Raw genomic sequence first — 15,840 nt, 5'->3', positions numbered from 1 at the left:
ACCAAATCCTCACCAAACCCCCGATCACCCGAAGCATCCGGCACATACTTCACACACACCACAATCCGCAAACTCACAACCAAACCTCCTACTGACCACCGACGAGTCGGATCGCTTCGTACACTGTCCTCGCGACCATATGGTACGCAGTACCCCCTGTAAAGGTACGTAGTGCCAAATGGGGGGGCGCGGTGTTACGTTCCCCGTATGACTGAAGTGCAGAGACGACGCAAGGCGGCCACCGGCCCCGCCGCCGCGCCCATCGCCGCCAAGCCGCCCATGCGCGAGGTGCTGGCCGAAGCTGCCTTCCAGCTGTTCCTGGAGCGCGGTTTCGAGCAAACCACGGTGGATGACATCGTCGCTCGCGCCGGTGTCGGTCGCCGGTCGTTCTTTCGCTACTTCCCGTCCAAGGAGGACGCGGTCTTCCCCGACCACGAGCGGTGCCTGGCCGAAATGACCGCCTTTTTGGAGGAGCGCGCACCGGATGCCTCGCTCGACCCGGTCGACACGGTGTGTGATGCGGCGCGACTCGTGACACGCATGTACGCGACGAACCCCGAGTTCTCCGTACAGCGCTATCTCCTCACGCGTGAGGTACCCGGCCTGCGCACCTACGAGCTTTCCGTGGTGCGCCGGTACGAACGCACCCTCGCTGGGTTCCTTCGGCGCCGATACGTCGATGACCGGGGTGGCGACGAGCCCGAGGGCGCCCTGCGCGCCGAGGTGATCGCAGCCGCCGTGGTCGCCGCACACAACAACGGCCTGCGCAGCTGGTTGCGTTCGGGCGGTCGCGAAGACGCGGATGCTTCCGTCGACCACGCCTTGGCATTGGTCCGAACCGTGTGGGGGCGCGGGAGTGAGTCCACACCATCCCCTGCCACCGCCGTCGCCGCCACCGATGACAAGGACAGATCAGTCGACGAGGGCGAGGTCATCGTCATGGTCGCCCCTCGGGGGGCTCCGTTGTGGAAGGTCGTGCAGCAGATCGAGTCCGCACTGGGTGAGGATGCCTAGGCCCCGAAACTGGCACTGAGTATCGCCGATTCCCCTTGCACTCTTTACTGTGCTGCACTCGGTGCCATATGGTGCCGGTGCGCCAACGTGGTGGCGTGCTGTTTTCCGAGTCGAGTGCAGGGGGTCGAGTCGTGTCCCAGCCAGCAACCCGCATTGCGCAGATTCGTCATTCACCGAGATGGACCGTCGGACCGCCGACGGAGCAGACGGCACGGCCAACGACGCAGCAACCGTCCTCGCAGGAGAGCCCGGGATTGATCCACCAGCGCTGTCGCTGGTGCGGCACCACATCGTTTCGGCGACTGTTGTGCCCCGTCTGCGCCGCCAGTGATCTGGAGACCGTCCGGAGTGACGGCCGTGGTGTTGTCATCGAGTCCCATGTGGTGCACCGGCACAGAGGAGTCGCGCACAATGAATCCCTCGTGCGCTTCGACGAGGGATTCGTCTTCCGGTGCCGTGTGGTCGGAGCGGCTCCCCATATGGTCTGGATCGGTGCGCGGGTCCGTCCCGTACCGGGATCCGACCCGTTGAGCGGGGAACTCGTCCTCAAGCTCTGCGAAACCGATCAGCGTACGGACAGCTAGCACTCGCTGACGGGACACTCGCTGACGGGACGCCCGCCCAATCCTCGTCGACGCCACCGCCTCGTACGCATCCCGCTGCCAGCAGGTCAGCGAACCGATATTCGGTTGTCTCTCGGTGAAGGCGATGGATGCAATGCCCTCATGGTCACTGAGATGCGCTCGCCACGGCGAGCCAAGATCAACGCGTACCACCGGGCCTTGCCGTTCGGCGAACAACACCGCACACGGCAACCGAAGCGCCACACGGGAGATGCCGACGCATGAGTACGACACCATTGTCAGCCGAAACGGCGCCGGCTGGTGGACCAACCGTCCGGATCGGCGTTCTCGTTCCGCTCACCCGGCCTGGTTGGGTGGAGGCGGGCCAGCACCTGCTCGCTGGACTTGAGTTGGCGGCTCGCGATGTCAATGACGCCGGAGGGGTCGCCGGAAGGCCGATCGAGCTGGTGGTCCGGGACACCGCGGCTGATCCACGAAGGGCCGCGGCGGCCGTGGACGAACTGGCCCAACTGGGCGTGGCTGCCCTGGCGGGCGAGTACCACAGCGTCGTCGCTCGCACCGCAGCCGCCAGGGCCGATGCGCTCGGGCTGCCGTTCCTCTGTTCGTCAGCGGTTCTCGACGCGCTCACCGAACAGCCGACGCCATGGGTCGCGCGCCTCGCCCCACCGCAGTCCCACGGCTGGCGGACTTATGCGGACTTCCTCCTCGGCGCGGGGCATCGCCGCATCGCCGTGGCAGCACAGTCGAGTGTCTACTGGGCATCCGGGATCCGTATCCTGCGGGACCACTTCGCCTCACACGGCGGCACCGTCGTCGAGTTCGACATGGGCGATCTTGCGCCCAACGCCCTGTGTGATGAACTTGTCGACCAGCGTGCGAGTGCCCTCCTTCTTCTGGTCGGCAGTCCCGAGCCGGCGGTGTCGATCGTCAAGGCCGTCCGTGGTGACCAGCGGCTCGCCGAGCTGCTAATCGGTGCTCCCGCAGGGCAACCGGAGTTCGCTGAGTGGACGGGGTTGCTGGGCGACGACGGCGCTGCGATCCCGTTCCTGCGCTATCTGCCCGAGCACCTCAGCCCACTCGGGACCCGAGTGGAGAAGGCACTGCGCGAGCGGTTGGCGACATCGCCCTCCTTTGTCGGCTTCGAGGGCTACGACACGGTCGCCGTCCTCGCCGACGTACTGCGTTCTCACGGTGGAGACCGGGCACGCATCGCTGAATCCTGGCCGCGCGTCGCCGTCGAAGGCACCCGCGGAAGGATCCAGTTCTCCCGCACGCCGGGCATCAGCGTTTGGCAGTGGGCGCGGGCACCGATCCAAGTCGTCGATCGAGACCCAGCAGAACCCGAGCGCCTTCGGGTCCTTCACGTCGGCTGAGTACCCAAAGGTCCGGCTGTCGGGAGAGCTGCCCCGGGCCGCTGAGGAAGCGTGCGGGCCGGGGCAGTGATGAGCTGGCGGGAGCGGCTCAGTGGCCCCCACCGGAGGTGACGTCGAGCCGCTTGGTGAAGGTCTTGCCGCCGTCCTTGGATTCGTAGACGCCGTCCTGGCTCGCGGCCACCAGATGGGTCGCGCTGACCGCCGTCAGTGCCTGGGGGCCACCTCCCGGTACGGTGCCGACCTTGGCCCAGGTCTTGCCGGCGTCGGCGCTCCGATTGAGGGCACCGGCCGGGTCGATTCCGTACAGGGCGTCAGGAGTGACCCAGGACAGGAATGCCATGACGGGCTCTCCCGCCGTGCCGAAGCTCTTGCCGCCGTCGGTGCTGCGGATGATTCCGGACTCGGTGGTGGCCAAGATCGTCTGTGCGTCCTGTGGGCTGACGGCGATGTCCAGTGCGGTCAGTTTGCTGCGCTTGCCCCAGGTGGAGCCGTTGGCGCTCACCCGTAGCAGGCCATTCGTGCTGTCGTAGCCGTAGATCGTTCCGTGGGCATGGTCCAGCGAGTGGAAGTCGACCTCTCCGACGAGTGATCGGTCCTTCCAGGTCTTTCCTCCGTCCGTCGATTCGATGAGGCCGAGGTTGTTCGGCGCGTCCCGGCCGGGGGCCGGATGGCCACTGGCAAGGAACGAGCCGTCGGCTGTGACCGTGAAGCCCATGAAGTCGTCCTTGCGGTCACCGACCAGTTCGGGGCGGCCTTTCTGGTCGGGCGTGTAGATGCCCTCATGGGTGGCGACGTAGAGCTTGTTGTCGGACGGGCCGACCTCCACTCCGTGGATGTGGCTGATCGTGCCGCCGGACGAGCCCTTCGTTTCGTGGTCGTCGGATTCGGTGCTGCCCGAGCAGGCGCTGAGGACAAGGGCCAGTACGGCCGCTGCCGTGGGGGCGGCGAGATGACGCTTCTTCATGGGGTCCTGATCATGTTGGGGGGTATGGAGGCCCGAAGAGGCCGGGGTGGACGGGACGCTGTCCGCTCCGTGGTGACGGGGAGCGGACAGCGTCCCCGGGGGGAGTCAGAGCCGAGCGACGATCTTGTTCAGCTGGTCGATCTCGGCCGACTGGGTGCTGACGACGGCATCCGCCAACTTCTTCGCCGTGGCGTTCCTGCCGTCCCGCTGCTCTTCCTCGGCCATCTCGACGGCACCCCGATGGTGTTCGATCATCAGCTGGGCGAACTTCTTGTCGAAGTCCTTGCCCTTCGCGGTCGTCAACTCATCGAAGTCCTTCTCGGACATCATTCCGGCCATGCCGCCGGATGTCCCGGAGTCCTCGGAGGAGGACATGTCGTGGCCTCCGTGATCCGTTCCATCGCCCCCGGACTCGGGCTTGCCCCATGCCTTCAGCCAGGACTTCATCTTCTGGATCTCCGGGTCCTGCGCCCGGGCGATCTCCACCGCGAGCTTCTTGACCTCAGGATCCTCTGCTCGCCCCTCGGCGAGTTGCGACATCTTCAGGGCTTGCTCGTGATGGGGGATCATCATCTGCGCGAACATCACGTCCGCGTCGTTGAATGCGCCCGGTGCGGGGTTCTGCCCGGCCGGCGCACTTGCGGCACGGGAGCTCTTGCTCCCGTGGTCCATACCGTCCATACCATCTGAATCACCGCAGGCGGCGAGCACGAGTCCCGCTGCGGCGACCGTACTGACGAGGGAGATACGACGGCGGGCCCGTGTGCCGCGCTTGTTGTTCTTTTCGATTTTGTCGGTTGAGCTTTGGGCACCCGTGGCGCCCCGGATACCGGTGTTGCAGGTCATGGTGAACCCTCACTTGCTGTCCGTGTCGGGGAATCCCTACCGATGTATGCGTGGACGGGCAGCGCGAACCGCCCGCGGTGGCATTCGGCCTAGATCCGCAGAACGGACAGTCGGGTGAGGTGGGGCCGGGGCGGTGGGGCCCCCGGGCGCAGCGCTGTGAGTACGGCTGCTCGCAGGTGCGGCAACCAGTCCGACCCTCGGACCAGCGCCGCACGCAGCAACGCGGCCAGAATCCAGCTGCCGAGGACGGCCACGCACAAGGAGGCCATGTCCATGACCATGCCGTGGTGGTGCACTCCGGCTTGCTCGCCGTGCCCCGTGGCAGACCCCTCTTCGTTGAGGGCGACGAGCTCCAGCGGGGCAACTGCGGAATCATCGACGGTCGGCGGCACATGGCCCGTCGGTCCTGCATGGGTGGTGTGGCGAAGCGGAGTGGTGACTGCCGGGGAGTGCTGACCACTGTTGTCGGCGGTGACGTTCCCGCCCGGGGCTCCCTCCACGCTCAGTGGCTTCGGAACCCTTCCAGCAGCGACCGTGCCGCTCGCCGCGGTGCTCTCATCGATCAGCCCGGAGCGCACCGCCGAACCACTGCCCGAGACCGCCTCCTGCGGGCGGGCCGAGACCATGGCCCCGTGGCCCCCGGCAGAGCCGCTCTCCGGGTGACCGACCGTATGCATCGCGAAGACACCTAGCGCAAGCACGACCAGCAACAGATGCCCCCAGGCACCCGCCGCTCGGATCGCTCGGCTCGCACTCACGGTCATGACCTCCACTCGGATCAGTGCGCTCGACGATACAGAAGGACCCCGGCCGGTGTCCTACCACCCGGCATTCCACTAAGGTTCTTGGCATTGCCTGCCTGGGAGGACTGTCGGATGCGGAACTGGATGCCCCGACAGTGGGCCGTGGCACTGGCCGTGACCCTGCTCGCCGCAGTGGTCATCGGAGTGCCGACGGGCGTCATCCCCACGTCGCTCTTCGCCCGGATGACCGCGGTGCTCTGGTGGAACTATCCGGTCTGGGCCCTCAGCTCCCTTCTGATGGGGCTGCTCGCCGCCACCTATGCGGCCGGCCGCCAAAGCCCTAGGGAGAGTCGACCGCGCAGCGTCCGCGCACTCGCCGGGGGAGTTCTCTCGGCGCTCGCCGTCGGCTGCCCCGTCTGCAACAAGCTGGTGGTCCTCGCCCTCGGCATGAGCGGAGCCCACACCTATTGGGCTCCCGCCCAGCCGATTCTCGCGCTCGCCTCCCTGGGTCTTCTGACCCATGCGCTGGTGCGACGGCTGCGCAGCGCGGACGCCTGCCCGCTCCCCGTGGCCGAAGCGAACCCCACGACTACGATGAGCAACCGCTGAGACCGGGGCGGACAGCGCATCGACCCGGGCCGGACAGCGCATCGAAAGGGGAGCGGGCGTGAGACAGCTGGGCGGACTTGAGGCCGAGATCATGGATCGCCTCTGGGCCTGGGGCCGAGCGGCCACGGCCCGTGAAGTGCGCGACGACCTCAACAAGAAGCGCCCCATCGCCTACAGCACCGTGAAGACCGTCGCCGACATCCTGTTCGGCAAGGGGATGCTCACCCGCGAGAAGGACGGCCGCGCCTGGCTCTACCGAGCCACCTGCACCCGCCAGCAGTACACCGCCGCTCGTATGCACGATGCCCTGGAGGGAACTCCCGACCCGGCCGGCGTGCTGCTGAGCTTCGTCGAGCAGATCTCCGTCGAGGAGGTCCAGGCGCTCCGCGCGGCGCTGCGCGCCGCCAAACGACGGAGCGGCACATGATCATGGCCGGTGCCGCGGCGGGGTACGCCCTCCTGGCGGGTGCGGTCGTTCCCTACGCCCTGGCGCGGGCTCGTTGGCCGCATCGGGCACCCCTCTTGGGCATCCTGGCCTGGCAGGGGCTGATGCTCAGTTTCGTCGTCGCTGGTGCCCTGACGGTGTACCACCTGGTCCTCACGCATCGGCACGTGCACGACGGCCTGGTCGGTCTGCTCGGGGCATGTGGCTCGGGGCGGGCCGCGGATGCCCTCACCACCCCGCCGTCCGTGGCCGACGCCGGACTGTTGTTGATGCCCGCCGCGGTGATCCTGCTACCGCTCGGCTGGCTGGCGCGCACGCTCTGGCACACCCGACGCGAGCAGCGCCGCCATGCGGACCTGCTGAACATGATCGGCACCGATGCGATCGGGTTCGACGCCACCGTCGTCGATTACACCGTGCCAGCGGTCTACTGCGTTCCCGGCCGAGGCCACCGCATCGTGGTGACCCAAGGCGCCCTGGACGTGCTCGACGATGAGCAGTTGTACGCCGCTCTGGAGCATGAGCGTGCCCACCTCATCGGCCGGCACCATCTCCTGCGCACGATCGCCCGCGCCTTCGCCCGTGCGTTCCCGGGGCTGCCGCTCGCTCGTCATGCAGAGGCGCAGACGGCCCTGTTGCTCGAAATGAACGCCGACGACCGTGCGCTGCGCTTCCACTCCCGCGAGGCGCTGGCCACGGCATTGTGCGAGGTCGCGGCCGGGCGGGTGCCGTCGGGCGCGCTGGGAGCGGGCGGTCCGGGCGCGTTGATCCGACTGCGCCGGATCCTGTCGCCGCAGGAGCGTCCGCCGCGGGCGGTGGGTGTCGGGGTGGTAGCGGCGTCCGTCACCGCACCCTTGCTGCCGCTCCTGCTGGCCTGTATCCCCTGAGCGTCTCTCCGCGCGTCCGCGGCTTCGAGTGACGCACGCAGGGGCGCCGATGAAGGGGAACCGGGGCCCTCCTGCTTCCTGGTGGCCGGGCGCGGGGGCACGCCCGCCCAGGAGGCCCCCGGTCGAGTGGGTGCCCATCATGACTCTACAGCTAAATCACTTAGCTGATAAAGATGCTGTGCCGGTAGGGTCATGAGTGGTGGTCTAACCTTGTGCAACTTGTACTGATGTCCTGTCGAGGACCTCGGACCAACGGCCCATCCATGAGGCGTCGGGGTCGAGATTTCGTTAAGTCACTTAGTGGAGATAGGGATCGGGGACGGTGCTGTTGCAGCTGAAAGATGCCCTGGCTAGTGCGAGTTGAGCCAGTCATAGGTGGCTTGCGCGGAGAACTCGGCCTGTCCGCCCGCGTAGAGGAGGTCGGCCGATGTGAACGCCGGGTCCGCCGCGGTCGCCGGAACGTACGGGACGGCCACACATCGCATCCCGGCTGCACGGGCCGCGACCACTCCCGGCGACGCGTCCTCGACGACCACGCAGTCACCGGGTGCGCTCCCCAAGCGTCGAGCAGCCTCCTCGAACACATCGGGCGCCGGCTTGCCCCGAGGGACCTCCTCGGCGGACACGACGGTGCGGAAGTAGACGTCGAGGCCCGTTCCTCGCAGGATCGCTTCGATTGCCGCGCGTGACGAACCCGACGCCACCGCCATCGGCGTTCCATCACCGTGCAGCAATTCGACGAACTTGCCCATCTCGGGAAATACGGTGGTCGAGGTGCCGGCCAGTGCGAGGTAGTGCCGGTTCTTGTCGGCCAACAGCACATCCACCGGAGTATCGATTCCGTACTCCTCGCGGAGAGTCGCCACCGTTTCCCGGGTACTGATGCCGATGAAATCGGTGTGACGCTCCCAGCTGAAGTCCATCACGCCGTGCTCGGCCAACATTCTGCGTCCGGCTTCGTAGTAGTTGAGCTCGCTGTCCACCAGGGTGCCGTCGAGGTCGAAGATGACTGAGGTGCCGCGCTCGTCGCTCATGCCCCCAGGATGCCAAACGGCCGTTTCACTGCTGGGGGACCGCGCGCCCGACCGATTCCACCAAGGGCAGCAGCCGATGGGGCACCCGCTCCCGCAGGGCCATCTCCGTGCGGGTCCGCACCACGCCGGGCAACTGGATCAGTTGCTGTACGACGTCTTCCAGATGGCCGTTGTCCCGGGCGACCACCCTGGTCAAGAGGTCTCCGCCACCCGTGATGGAGAACGCTTCGATGATCTCCGGTACTGCCGCGAGCGCATCGCCCACCTCGTCCAGATGCCCCTGGGTGACCTCGATGTGGACGAATGCCAGTACCGGATGGCCCAATGCGGCGGGAGAGAGCGCCGGCCCGGTCCCCGTGATCACACCGTGGCGTTCCAGCCGGTCGATCCTGGCTTGGAGGGTGCCCCGCGCAATGCCGAGGATCCGGGCGTACTCCCGCACACTGGTGCGCGGCTGCTCGATCATCAGCCGCAAGATGCGGGTGTCGAGTGCGTCCACGGCCATGGTCCGCCAGCCCTTCTGACAGTCGAATGGGTCAAGGTTTTGACTCTACCGACGTGTGGTGACCCGCTCGAAGCCGACCGCCCGTGGAAAGGCTTTCCGTTGGGGGGTTTTGACGGGAATTCCTACCTGCGGGAATGACAGTTCGAAGACGTCGGGAACATCAGGAAACCGTGGAACGCCTCCGTCGGAGTGGGGTACCGGAATGCGGTGGAATTGGGTCTCCCGTCCGATCCATTTCGCTGTTGCGGAGTAACAAGCTGCCGGCGGATCAGGAGGATGTGACGAGGCCCCCCGTGAGTCCTCTGCCGGTGTGGCGAGCGTGTCTGCGACGGGGGTGTGGGCCTCTGGTCGGTCCCCGGCCTCCTGGAGCCGTCCCAACCGCACACGGGCCGTCGTGCGGGTGCGAGGCGGGCACGGTGGCCTTCGTCGGGCCCGGCTGCTTCGTTCGGGGCGCAGAGACGGCCCTCCACCTACGCGCATCGCTCCAATGGAGTAGTTGTCGGCTCCGAGTCGACAACCGATCGCATTCCCCCGGACGATGACGAACTCTCCGCTGCGACACCCATCCGCCACTCTCGTACGAGAGGACCCTGAGGTCGCAGGCTTCTGGGCACCCGCTTCGACTGGTCAGTCAGGCGATGCCTCGTGGCCCTCCCCCGTTCCGGTTGCCCATAGGCCCTCCGCGACACCCTCGCCGCCGGGGTGATCAGCACCCGCCCTGGGTATCGACGCCGAGGCATCGAGAATCGAGCTGACAAGCCGTTCGACTCGACAGCAACCCCCCGATGGCGCCTCATTGGATGCTCGTTCAACAGCTTGGCGGGATGAAGCGGGGTGAAGGTCGAGGTGCTCCGCGGCGGTCGGCGAGGATGTCGGGGAGGCTTGAAGGGGAGGAAGGTCTTGACCGCCGCTCCACCCGTCCAGTCGATGACGCTCCGCACCGGTACCCGCCGGTGGGGACCAGAGCAGTGAAGTGAGTGAGTGATGCCTGAGAAGCGTCCGGGAAGGCTCGTCGCGATCAGCGATCTCCACATCCGCTATGACGAGAACAAGAAGATCGTCGATGAGCTGAGACCGGAGAGGGAGACGGACTGGCTGATCATCGCGGGAGACATCGGAGAGGTCGTCTCCGACATCGAATGGACGCTGAGTACCCTGCGGGACCGGTTCGCCAAGGTGGTGTGGACCCCCGGCAACCATGAGCTGTGGACGGCCCCGGATGACCCGATACAGCTCCGTGGCGAGCAGCGCTACCGCCATCTGGTGGAAATGTGCAGAAGGCTTGATGTCCTCACCCCGGAGGACCCCTTCCCGATCTGGGAGGGCGAGGGCGGTCCAGCAGCCATCGCCCCCCTCTTCCTGCTGTACGACTACAGCTTCCGGCCCGAGGGCACCCACTCCAAGGAGTCAGCCCTGAGAGTGGCCGAAGACGCCGGAGTGATCTGCACCGATGAGTTCATGCTCCACCCCGACCCGTATCCCAGCAGGGAAGCTTGGTGCCGGGCCCGGGTCGAACTCACCAAGGCCCGACTCGAAGCGCTGCCTGCGGACCTGCCCACCGTTCTCGTCAATCACTTTCCGCTGGTGCGGGAACCCACCCGGGTGCTGTGGCACCCGGAGTTCGCCCTGTGGTGCGGTACGACCGCCACGGCGGACTGGCATGTGCGTTTCCGTGCCCGTGCCGTGGTGTACGGGCACCTCCACATCCCCCGGTTGATCCACTGTGACGGCGTGCCCCACCAGGAGGTCTCGCTCGGCTACCCGCGCGAATGGCGGCGCCGGGCAGAGGCACCGGGGAAGCTGGTCCAGATCCTCCCCGCCACCGCCGAGCAAGCCGGCTCGGCGTGATCCAGGATCGGCCGTCACCGACCACCACCCGATGAGAGTTGGTACGAGATGACACTCCTGCAAGAGCCCACGGACGGGCTTCCTTCGTCGGATGCCCGGGGCCGCGCCGCTGAACTCCAGGTGATGCGGGCGCGTGCGGTGGCGGGGCCGAGTGATCGGGCGACCGAGGCGCAGCATGCGAAGGGGAAGTTGACGGCGCGTGAGCGGATCGCGTTGTTGGTGGATGAGGGTTCGTTTCGTGAAGTGGAGCAGTTGCGGCGGCATCGGGCGGTTGGTTTTGGGTTGGAGGCGAAGCGTCCGTTCACGGATGGTGTGGTGACGGGGTGGGGCACGGTTGAGGGGCGGACCGTGTTTGTGTATGCGCATGATTTTCGGATCTTTGGTGGTGCGTTGGGGGAGGCGCATGCGGCGAAGATTCATAAGATTATGGATATGGCGATTTCGGCGGGTGCGCCGTTGGTGTCGTTGAATGATGGTGCGGGTGCGCGTATTCAGGAGGGCGTGTCGGCGCTTGCTGGGTACGGGGGGATTTTTCAGCGGAATACGCGGGCTTCGGGTGTGATTCCGCAGATTTCGGTGATGTTGGGTCCGTGTGCGGGTGGTGCGGCGTATTCGCCGGCGTTGACGGATTTTGTGTTTATGGTGCGTGAGACGTCGCAGATGTTTATCACGGGTCCTGATGTGGTGAAGGCGGTGACGGGGGAGGAGATGACGCAGAATGGTCTCGGTGGTGCGGATGTGCATGCTGAGACGTCGGGTGTGGCGCATTTTGCGTATGACGATGAGGAGACGTGCATCGCTGAGGTGCGGTATCTCCTGTCGATGTTGCCGTCGAACAATCGGGAGAATCCGCCGTTGGTGGTGTCGGATGATCCGGCGGATCGGCGCTCGGATGTGTTGTTGGATCTGGTGCCGGCGGATGGGAATCGTCCGTATGACATGCATCGGGTGATTGAGGAGTTGGTGGACGAGGGGGACTTCCTGGAGGTCCATGAGCGGTGGGCGCGGAACATCATCTGTGCGTTGGCTCGGTTGGATGGCCAGGTGGTGGGGATTGTGGCGAATCAGCCGCAGTCATTGGCCGGGGTGTTGGACATCGAGGCGTCGGAGAAGGCGGCTCGGTTTGTTCAGATGTGTGATGCGTTCAATATTCCGATTGTGACGCTGTTGGATGTGCCGGGGTTCTTGCCTGGGGTGGACCAGGAGCATGGTGGCATCATCCGGCATGGGGCGAAGTTGCTGTATGCGTATTGCAATGCGACGGTGCCGCGGATTTCGTTGATTTTGCGGAAGGCGTATGGCGGCGCTTATATCGTGATGGATTCGCAGTCGATCGGTGCGGATCTGACGTTCGCCTGGCCGACGAATGAGATCGCGGTGATGGGTGCCGAGGGCGCCGCGAATGTGATCTTCCGTCGGCAGATCGCCGATGCGGAGGATCCCGAGGCCGTGCGGACCCGCATGGTCAAGGAGTACAAGTCCGAGTTGATGCATCCGTACTACGCGGCCGAACGCGGACTGGTCGACGATGTGATCGACCCCGCCGAAACCCGTCAGGTACTGATCTCCTCACTCACCATGCTCCGCACCAAACACGCCGACCTGCCGTCCCGCAAGCACGGCAACCCCCCGCAGTGAAAGCCGGTGGGGATGGCCCAGCGGATGGTGCACGGGATGTCGGGGCACCACAGCGCAGGTCCAGCACAGTGACGGAATTCCCTCCACACCGTAGGACGGAGCTCTTCATGGACGCAGCCACTCCCACCACGCCTCAACTGCTGCCGTGCATCAATGTGATCCGCGGCCACCCCTGTCCAGAAGAACTCGCCGCAGTGACGGCGGTTCTGCTGTCCCGGTCGGTGGCACTGTCGACGCATGCCGTCGGCTGTTCCCGCTCCACCGCCGAATGGCGGCGGCTGGAGCGGAGATCCGGCTTCTGCCCGCCCCACAGTTGGCAGCGCGGCTAGGACTCTGCCCAAGGCCGTCGGCCGTCCGGATCCGAGTGGACGAGACGCCTCCCGGCCGACGCACCCCGCGGCATCCAGTCGCGAACGATCGACCCTCCGCTGACGGCCCTTCAGGGCCTGCGGTGTGCAGGGGGCGTCGGCCAGGGCATGGCCCGTTCGAGCGGTACCACTGCGTCGAGGCGACGTCGGCGGATGGCCCCGGTGATCGGCGGGAGGCAGGGGCTTGTGAGGATATGGCCATGCACCTCTACGAAGAGCGCTTGACCGTGCCGCGTACCTGGTGGTTGCTGGCAGCCCTCACCGGTGTCGCACTCGGGTTGGTGTTGCTGCCTTTCGGTCTCCTCGTGGCCGCAGCCGCCCTCGCCGGAGGCGCCACGACCGTCTCCCTCCTCGGCCACGCCTATGGATCGGCCCGCATCGTGGTGACACCCGGAGCGCTGGTCCTCGGCGGGCGGCGCATCCCACTGGGGGCGCTGGGCGCGACCGAGATCCTGGACGAACGTGAGGCGTTCGCGTGGCGCACCTGGAAGGCCAACCCGTACGCGATGCTGCTGATCCGCGGCTACGTTCGCACCGCCCTGCGCATCGAGTTGAAGGACGACTACGAGGGCGCACCGTATGTGTACGTCTCCACCAGGCAGCCCATGAACCTCGCGGTCGTCCTGGCCTTCGCCCGCGGATGATCGGGGGCCGCTGGCACCGCCCTGTCGATAGGTTTTCGCGGTGGCCCGTCTGCTCGGGGGCCGGTGGGCTGCTTCTGTCACCTGCCCTGGCCGGCTCCGCTGAATCACCGTCCCCATGTGAAGCGCGGTCGCTCGGCAGCTGGTGATGACCCGCCCAGATCGGGCAAGGGCGCTGCGCTGGGCCGGGGTACGCGGCACCTCGGTGATGCCGGGCGGGGGCGAACGAGGGCATCGGCCGTCAGGTATCCATCGTCCCGGATCGGCGGAGCCCGCTGCGCCGCCCGGCTCCGCAACGCCGACGGGAGCCCCTGCGCCACGGCTGGCCCGGCCGTCGAAACTCTGATCCGTTGGCTACATTTGGCCGACTCATCTCCCGAGTGACTGTGCCAATGGCACAGTCACTCGATGATGTGTTGAGCCAATGCCAAGGAAGGTGCTTAGCTGGACTCATCCATGTACCACTGCGCGCCGCGCAGCGCCGGTCGGCAACGAAGCCGAGTTCGGAGCGCGGCGCTTTCGTCGTGTCCGCGTGCCCACCACCCCCGGGCGCCCTGATCGACGAAGAACGAAGACAGGGGGGCGGTACGCCGTCGTGAAGAGGATGTTCGTGGCTCCTGACCCGGGGCTCCTGAGGCTGAGGACCTCGCTGCGCGCTGTCATCGGCATCGCCCTGGCCGTCGCCGCGGCGGAGGTCGCCGGTCTTTCCCTGACCGCCTCCATCACGGGCGGCCTGGCGGCCCTGCTGGCCCTGTTCACGGTGACCGATGCGACCGTGCGCCGGCAGGCGGTGACCACCGCGCTCCTGCCAGCGGCCGGGTTCCCGGTACTCGCCCTGGCCACCACCCTCCATCAGGTGCCGCTGGCCCGTGACGCCCTGTGCCTCATCGTTGTGCTCTGCGGTGTGTATGCCCGCCGCTGGGGGCCGCGCGGCCATGCGCTGGGCATCTTCGCGTTCATGAGCTTCTTCACCACCCAGTTCCTGCACGCCGTTCCCGCTCAGCTGCCCGAGTTGTACGCGGCCGTGGCGATCGCCCTGACGTCCGCAGCCCTGGTGCGCTTTCTGCTCTGGCCCATCGAACGCCGCACTCCGCCCCCTGCCGCACCGGCGCAGTTGCCCGGTCGCGGTCTGGCCCGAGCCACCACCCGGCAGGCGGTGCAGGCCACCGCGGCCAGTGCCTTCGCCCTCTCCATTGGCCAGCTGCTCTCCGAGGACCGCTGGTACTGGGCCGTCGGAACCGTTTGGTGGATCTTCGTCAACACCACGTCACGCGGGGAGACGCTCGTCCGCGGCTTTCGCCGGGTGCTGGGGACCGTGGTCGGCATCGGTGCCGGTCTGCTCATCGCCATCCCCCTCCAGGGGGCCATCGCGCCGACGGCCGCGCTGGTCGCCGTCTGCGTCTTCGCGATCTTCTACACGGCGCCCGTCTCCTACAGCTGGATGGTGCTCGCCGTGACGCTGATGGCGGGGCTGCTGTACGGACTCCTCGGGGTGCTGGACTCCGGGTTGCTTATGCTGCGCCTGGAAGAGACGCTCGTGGGCGCCGTGTTCGCCGCGGTCGCCGTGCTCCTGATCCTTCCGATCAGCACGCACACGACGAACAACATCTGGATCGAACGGGCCCTGGAACGCGTCCGTACATGCACCGCCGAGTCACTCGCCCGCCTCAGTGGTGTGGCGACGGCCGACCCCGCGCCCCATGCCGCTGAACTGGAGCAGTTGCTGGGGCGGGTGCGGATGTCCCTGGCGCCGCTGGTCCATCCGCTGAGCCCCTACCGTGGCCGCAGAGCGCGCGCTCGTCGCGTTCTCGCTCTGCTCGACGAGTGCGCGGAAGAGGTACGCGGACTCGTGGCCGTGGCGGCGGACCCGGCAGCCAGCCACGATGCGCGGCTCGCTGCGGCTTGCTGGCGCGTCGAGGCAGCGGTGAAGTCCTTGATCACCCCGGGTGATGTCCAGGGCGGCGTCCCTCGGCACATACCGGTCGCGGACCCGCTGTCGGATACCGGTGGAACAGCGCTCACCCATGCCCATGGGCTGGAACGCCTCCTGGTCGAACTGGTGGAGCCGCTGCACACCTCGCCGCACTCCCGGCTCGTGAACTCCTGAGCCGACCGGGAACATCGACACTGCGGACGTCTCGACGGTGGTTGCGTACCTGCCGTTGCGCGGTTTCCGCACGGGCGCGGCCGTTCGCCCACTCCCTCTTCACGGCGCCGCCGCCGTCGCCCGTGGTGCCGCCGAAGGCGTCGATGGCCCCGTACTGGCGCAGCAGCCTCACGAGACTGCTCAAGTCACTCTGTCCTCATTGAAGGGCGCATAGAGCCATCTACGCGCCCCCGT

General features: G+C 66.9%; 16 protein-coding genes. 11 read left to right on the top strand and 5 right to left on the bottom strand.

Annotated features, from left to right (window positions below; genetic code table 11):
- Positions 1 to 279 precede the first annotated feature (279 nt).
- From ACFXJL_RS34270 to ACFXJL_RS34260, 3 genes are all read left to right on the top strand, one after another.
- On the top strand, positions 280 to 1,014 hold the full coding sequence (locus ACFXJL_RS34270; protein WP_384699292.1) for a TetR family transcriptional regulator: 735 nt from the start codon (positions 280 to 282) through the stop codon (positions 1,012 to 1,014).
- 254 nt (positions 1,015 to 1,268) lie between these two features.
- On the top strand, positions 1,269 to 1,598 hold the full coding sequence (locus ACFXJL_RS34265) for a zinc ribbon domain-containing protein (protein WP_358882482.1): 330 nt from the start codon (positions 1,269 to 1,271) through the stop codon (positions 1,596 to 1,598).
- A 260-nt stretch (positions 1,599 to 1,858) separates the two neighbouring features.
- Positions 1,859 to 2,971, top strand: a complete 1,113-nt coding sequence (locus ACFXJL_RS34260) for an ABC transporter substrate-binding protein (protein WP_384699286.1) — start codon at positions 1,859 to 1,861, stop codon at positions 2,969 to 2,971.
- Positions 2,972 to 3,059: 88 nt separating this feature from the next.
- On the opposite strand, the gene ACFXJL_RS34255 is transcribed toward ACFXJL_RS34260, so the two are convergent.
- The 3 genes from ACFXJL_RS34255 to ACFXJL_RS34245 form a co-directional block, all read right to left on the bottom strand.
- The gene (locus ACFXJL_RS34255) at positions 3,060 to 3,935 is read right to left on the bottom strand and encodes a F510_1955 family glycosylhydrolase (RefSeq protein WP_384699283.1); all 876 of its coding nucleotides are present in this window, start codon (positions 3,933 to 3,935) and stop codon (positions 3,060 to 3,062) included.
- A 105-nt stretch (positions 3,936 to 4,040) separates the two neighbouring features.
- Positions 4,041 to 4,781 (bottom strand): DUF305 domain-containing protein, encoded by a 741-nt coding sequence (locus ACFXJL_RS34250; protein ID WP_384699280.1) that lies wholly within the window; start codon positions 4,779 to 4,781, stop codon positions 4,041 to 4,043.
- 89 nt (positions 4,782 to 4,870) lie between these two features.
- Positions 4,871 to 5,539: a hypothetical protein gene (locus ACFXJL_RS34245; protein WP_384699277.1), complete on the bottom strand. Its 669-nt coding sequence runs from the start codon at positions 5,537 to 5,539 to the stop codon at positions 4,871 to 4,873.
- Between the two features lie 117 nt (positions 5,540 to 5,656).
- Between ACFXJL_RS34245 and ACFXJL_RS34240 the strand changes: the two genes are divergently transcribed.
- Genes ACFXJL_RS34240 through ACFXJL_RS34230 form a run of 3 tightly spaced genes read left to right on the top strand, consistent with a single transcriptional unit; the run spans position 5,657 to position 7,465 of the window.
- Positions 5,657 to 6,133 carry a hypothetical protein gene (locus ACFXJL_RS34240; protein WP_384644841.1) on the top strand — a complete coding sequence of 159 codons (477 nt, stop codon included), beginning with the start codon at positions 5,657 to 5,659 and terminating at the stop codon, positions 6,131 to 6,133.
- Between the two features lie 58 nt (positions 6,134 to 6,191).
- The gene (locus tag ACFXJL_RS34235; protein WP_329014904.1) at positions 6,192 to 6,560 is read left to right on the top strand and encodes a BlaI/MecI/CopY family transcriptional regulator; all 369 of its coding nucleotides are present in this window, start codon (positions 6,192 to 6,194) and stop codon (positions 6,558 to 6,560) included.
- Positions 6,557 to 7,465, top strand: coding sequence for a M56 family metallopeptidase (locus ACFXJL_RS34230; protein ID WP_384699274.1), 909 nt, complete (start codon positions 6,557 to 6,559; stop codon positions 7,463 to 7,465). Before ACFXJL_RS34235 ends, ACFXJL_RS34230 begins: the two co-directional genes overlap by 4 nt.
- Positions 7,466 to 7,815: 350 nt before the next feature.
- Here ACFXJL_RS34230 and ACFXJL_RS34225 read toward each other — a convergent pair whose 3' ends face one another.
- Positions 7,816 to 8,499, bottom strand: coding sequence for an HAD family hydrolase (locus ACFXJL_RS34225; RefSeq protein WP_384699272.1), 684 nt, complete (start codon positions 8,497 to 8,499; stop codon positions 7,816 to 7,818).
- Between the two features lie 25 nt (positions 8,500 to 8,524).
- The gene (locus ACFXJL_RS34220) at positions 8,525 to 9,004 is read right to left on the bottom strand and encodes an Lrp/AsnC family transcriptional regulator (RefSeq protein WP_329027283.1); all 480 of its coding nucleotides are present in this window, start codon (positions 9,002 to 9,004) and stop codon (positions 8,525 to 8,527) included.
- A gap of 984 nt (positions 9,005 to 9,988) precedes the next feature.
- On the opposite strand from ACFXJL_RS34220, the gene ACFXJL_RS34215 reads away from it, so the two are divergent.
- From ACFXJL_RS34215 to ACFXJL_RS34195, 5 genes are all read left to right on the top strand, one after another.
- Positions 9,989 to 10,852: a metallophosphoesterase family protein gene (locus tag ACFXJL_RS34215; protein WP_384699267.1), complete on the top strand. Its 864-nt coding sequence runs from the start codon at positions 9,989 to 9,991 to the stop codon at positions 10,850 to 10,852.
- 48 nt (positions 10,853 to 10,900) lie between these two features.
- Positions 10,901 to 12,490 (top strand): acyl-CoA carboxylase subunit beta, encoded by a 1,590-nt coding sequence (locus tag ACFXJL_RS34210; protein ID WP_384699265.1) that lies wholly within the window; start codon positions 10,901 to 10,903, stop codon positions 12,488 to 12,490.
- A gap of 107 nt (positions 12,491 to 12,597) precedes the next feature.
- Entirely contained in the window at positions 12,598 to 12,819 is a 222-nt protein-coding gene (locus ACFXJL_RS34205) for an acyl-CoA carboxylase subunit epsilon (RefSeq protein ID WP_384699262.1), read from the top strand.
- 239 nt (positions 12,820 to 13,058) lie between these two features.
- Complete coding sequence (locus ACFXJL_RS34200) at positions 13,059 to 13,502, top strand: DUF3093 domain-containing protein (protein ID WP_358882175.1); 444 nt, start codon at positions 13,059 to 13,061, stop codon at positions 13,500 to 13,502.
- A 601-nt stretch (positions 13,503 to 14,103) separates the two neighbouring features.
- Entirely contained in the window at positions 14,104 to 15,606 is a 1,503-nt protein-coding gene (locus tag ACFXJL_RS34195; RefSeq protein WP_384699289.1) for an FUSC family protein, read from the top strand.
- The last annotated feature ends 234 nt before the right edge of the window (positions 15,607 to 15,840 follow it).

Origin of the sequence: Streptomyces sp. NPDC059256 (genome assembly GCF_042753785.1) — a bacterium.
Lineage (GTDB): Bacteria > Actinomycetota > Actinomycetes > Streptomycetales > Streptomycetaceae > Streptomyces.
Note: the sequence above shows the minus strand (reverse complement) of the source record. Positions and strands in the feature narration are given on the sequence as shown.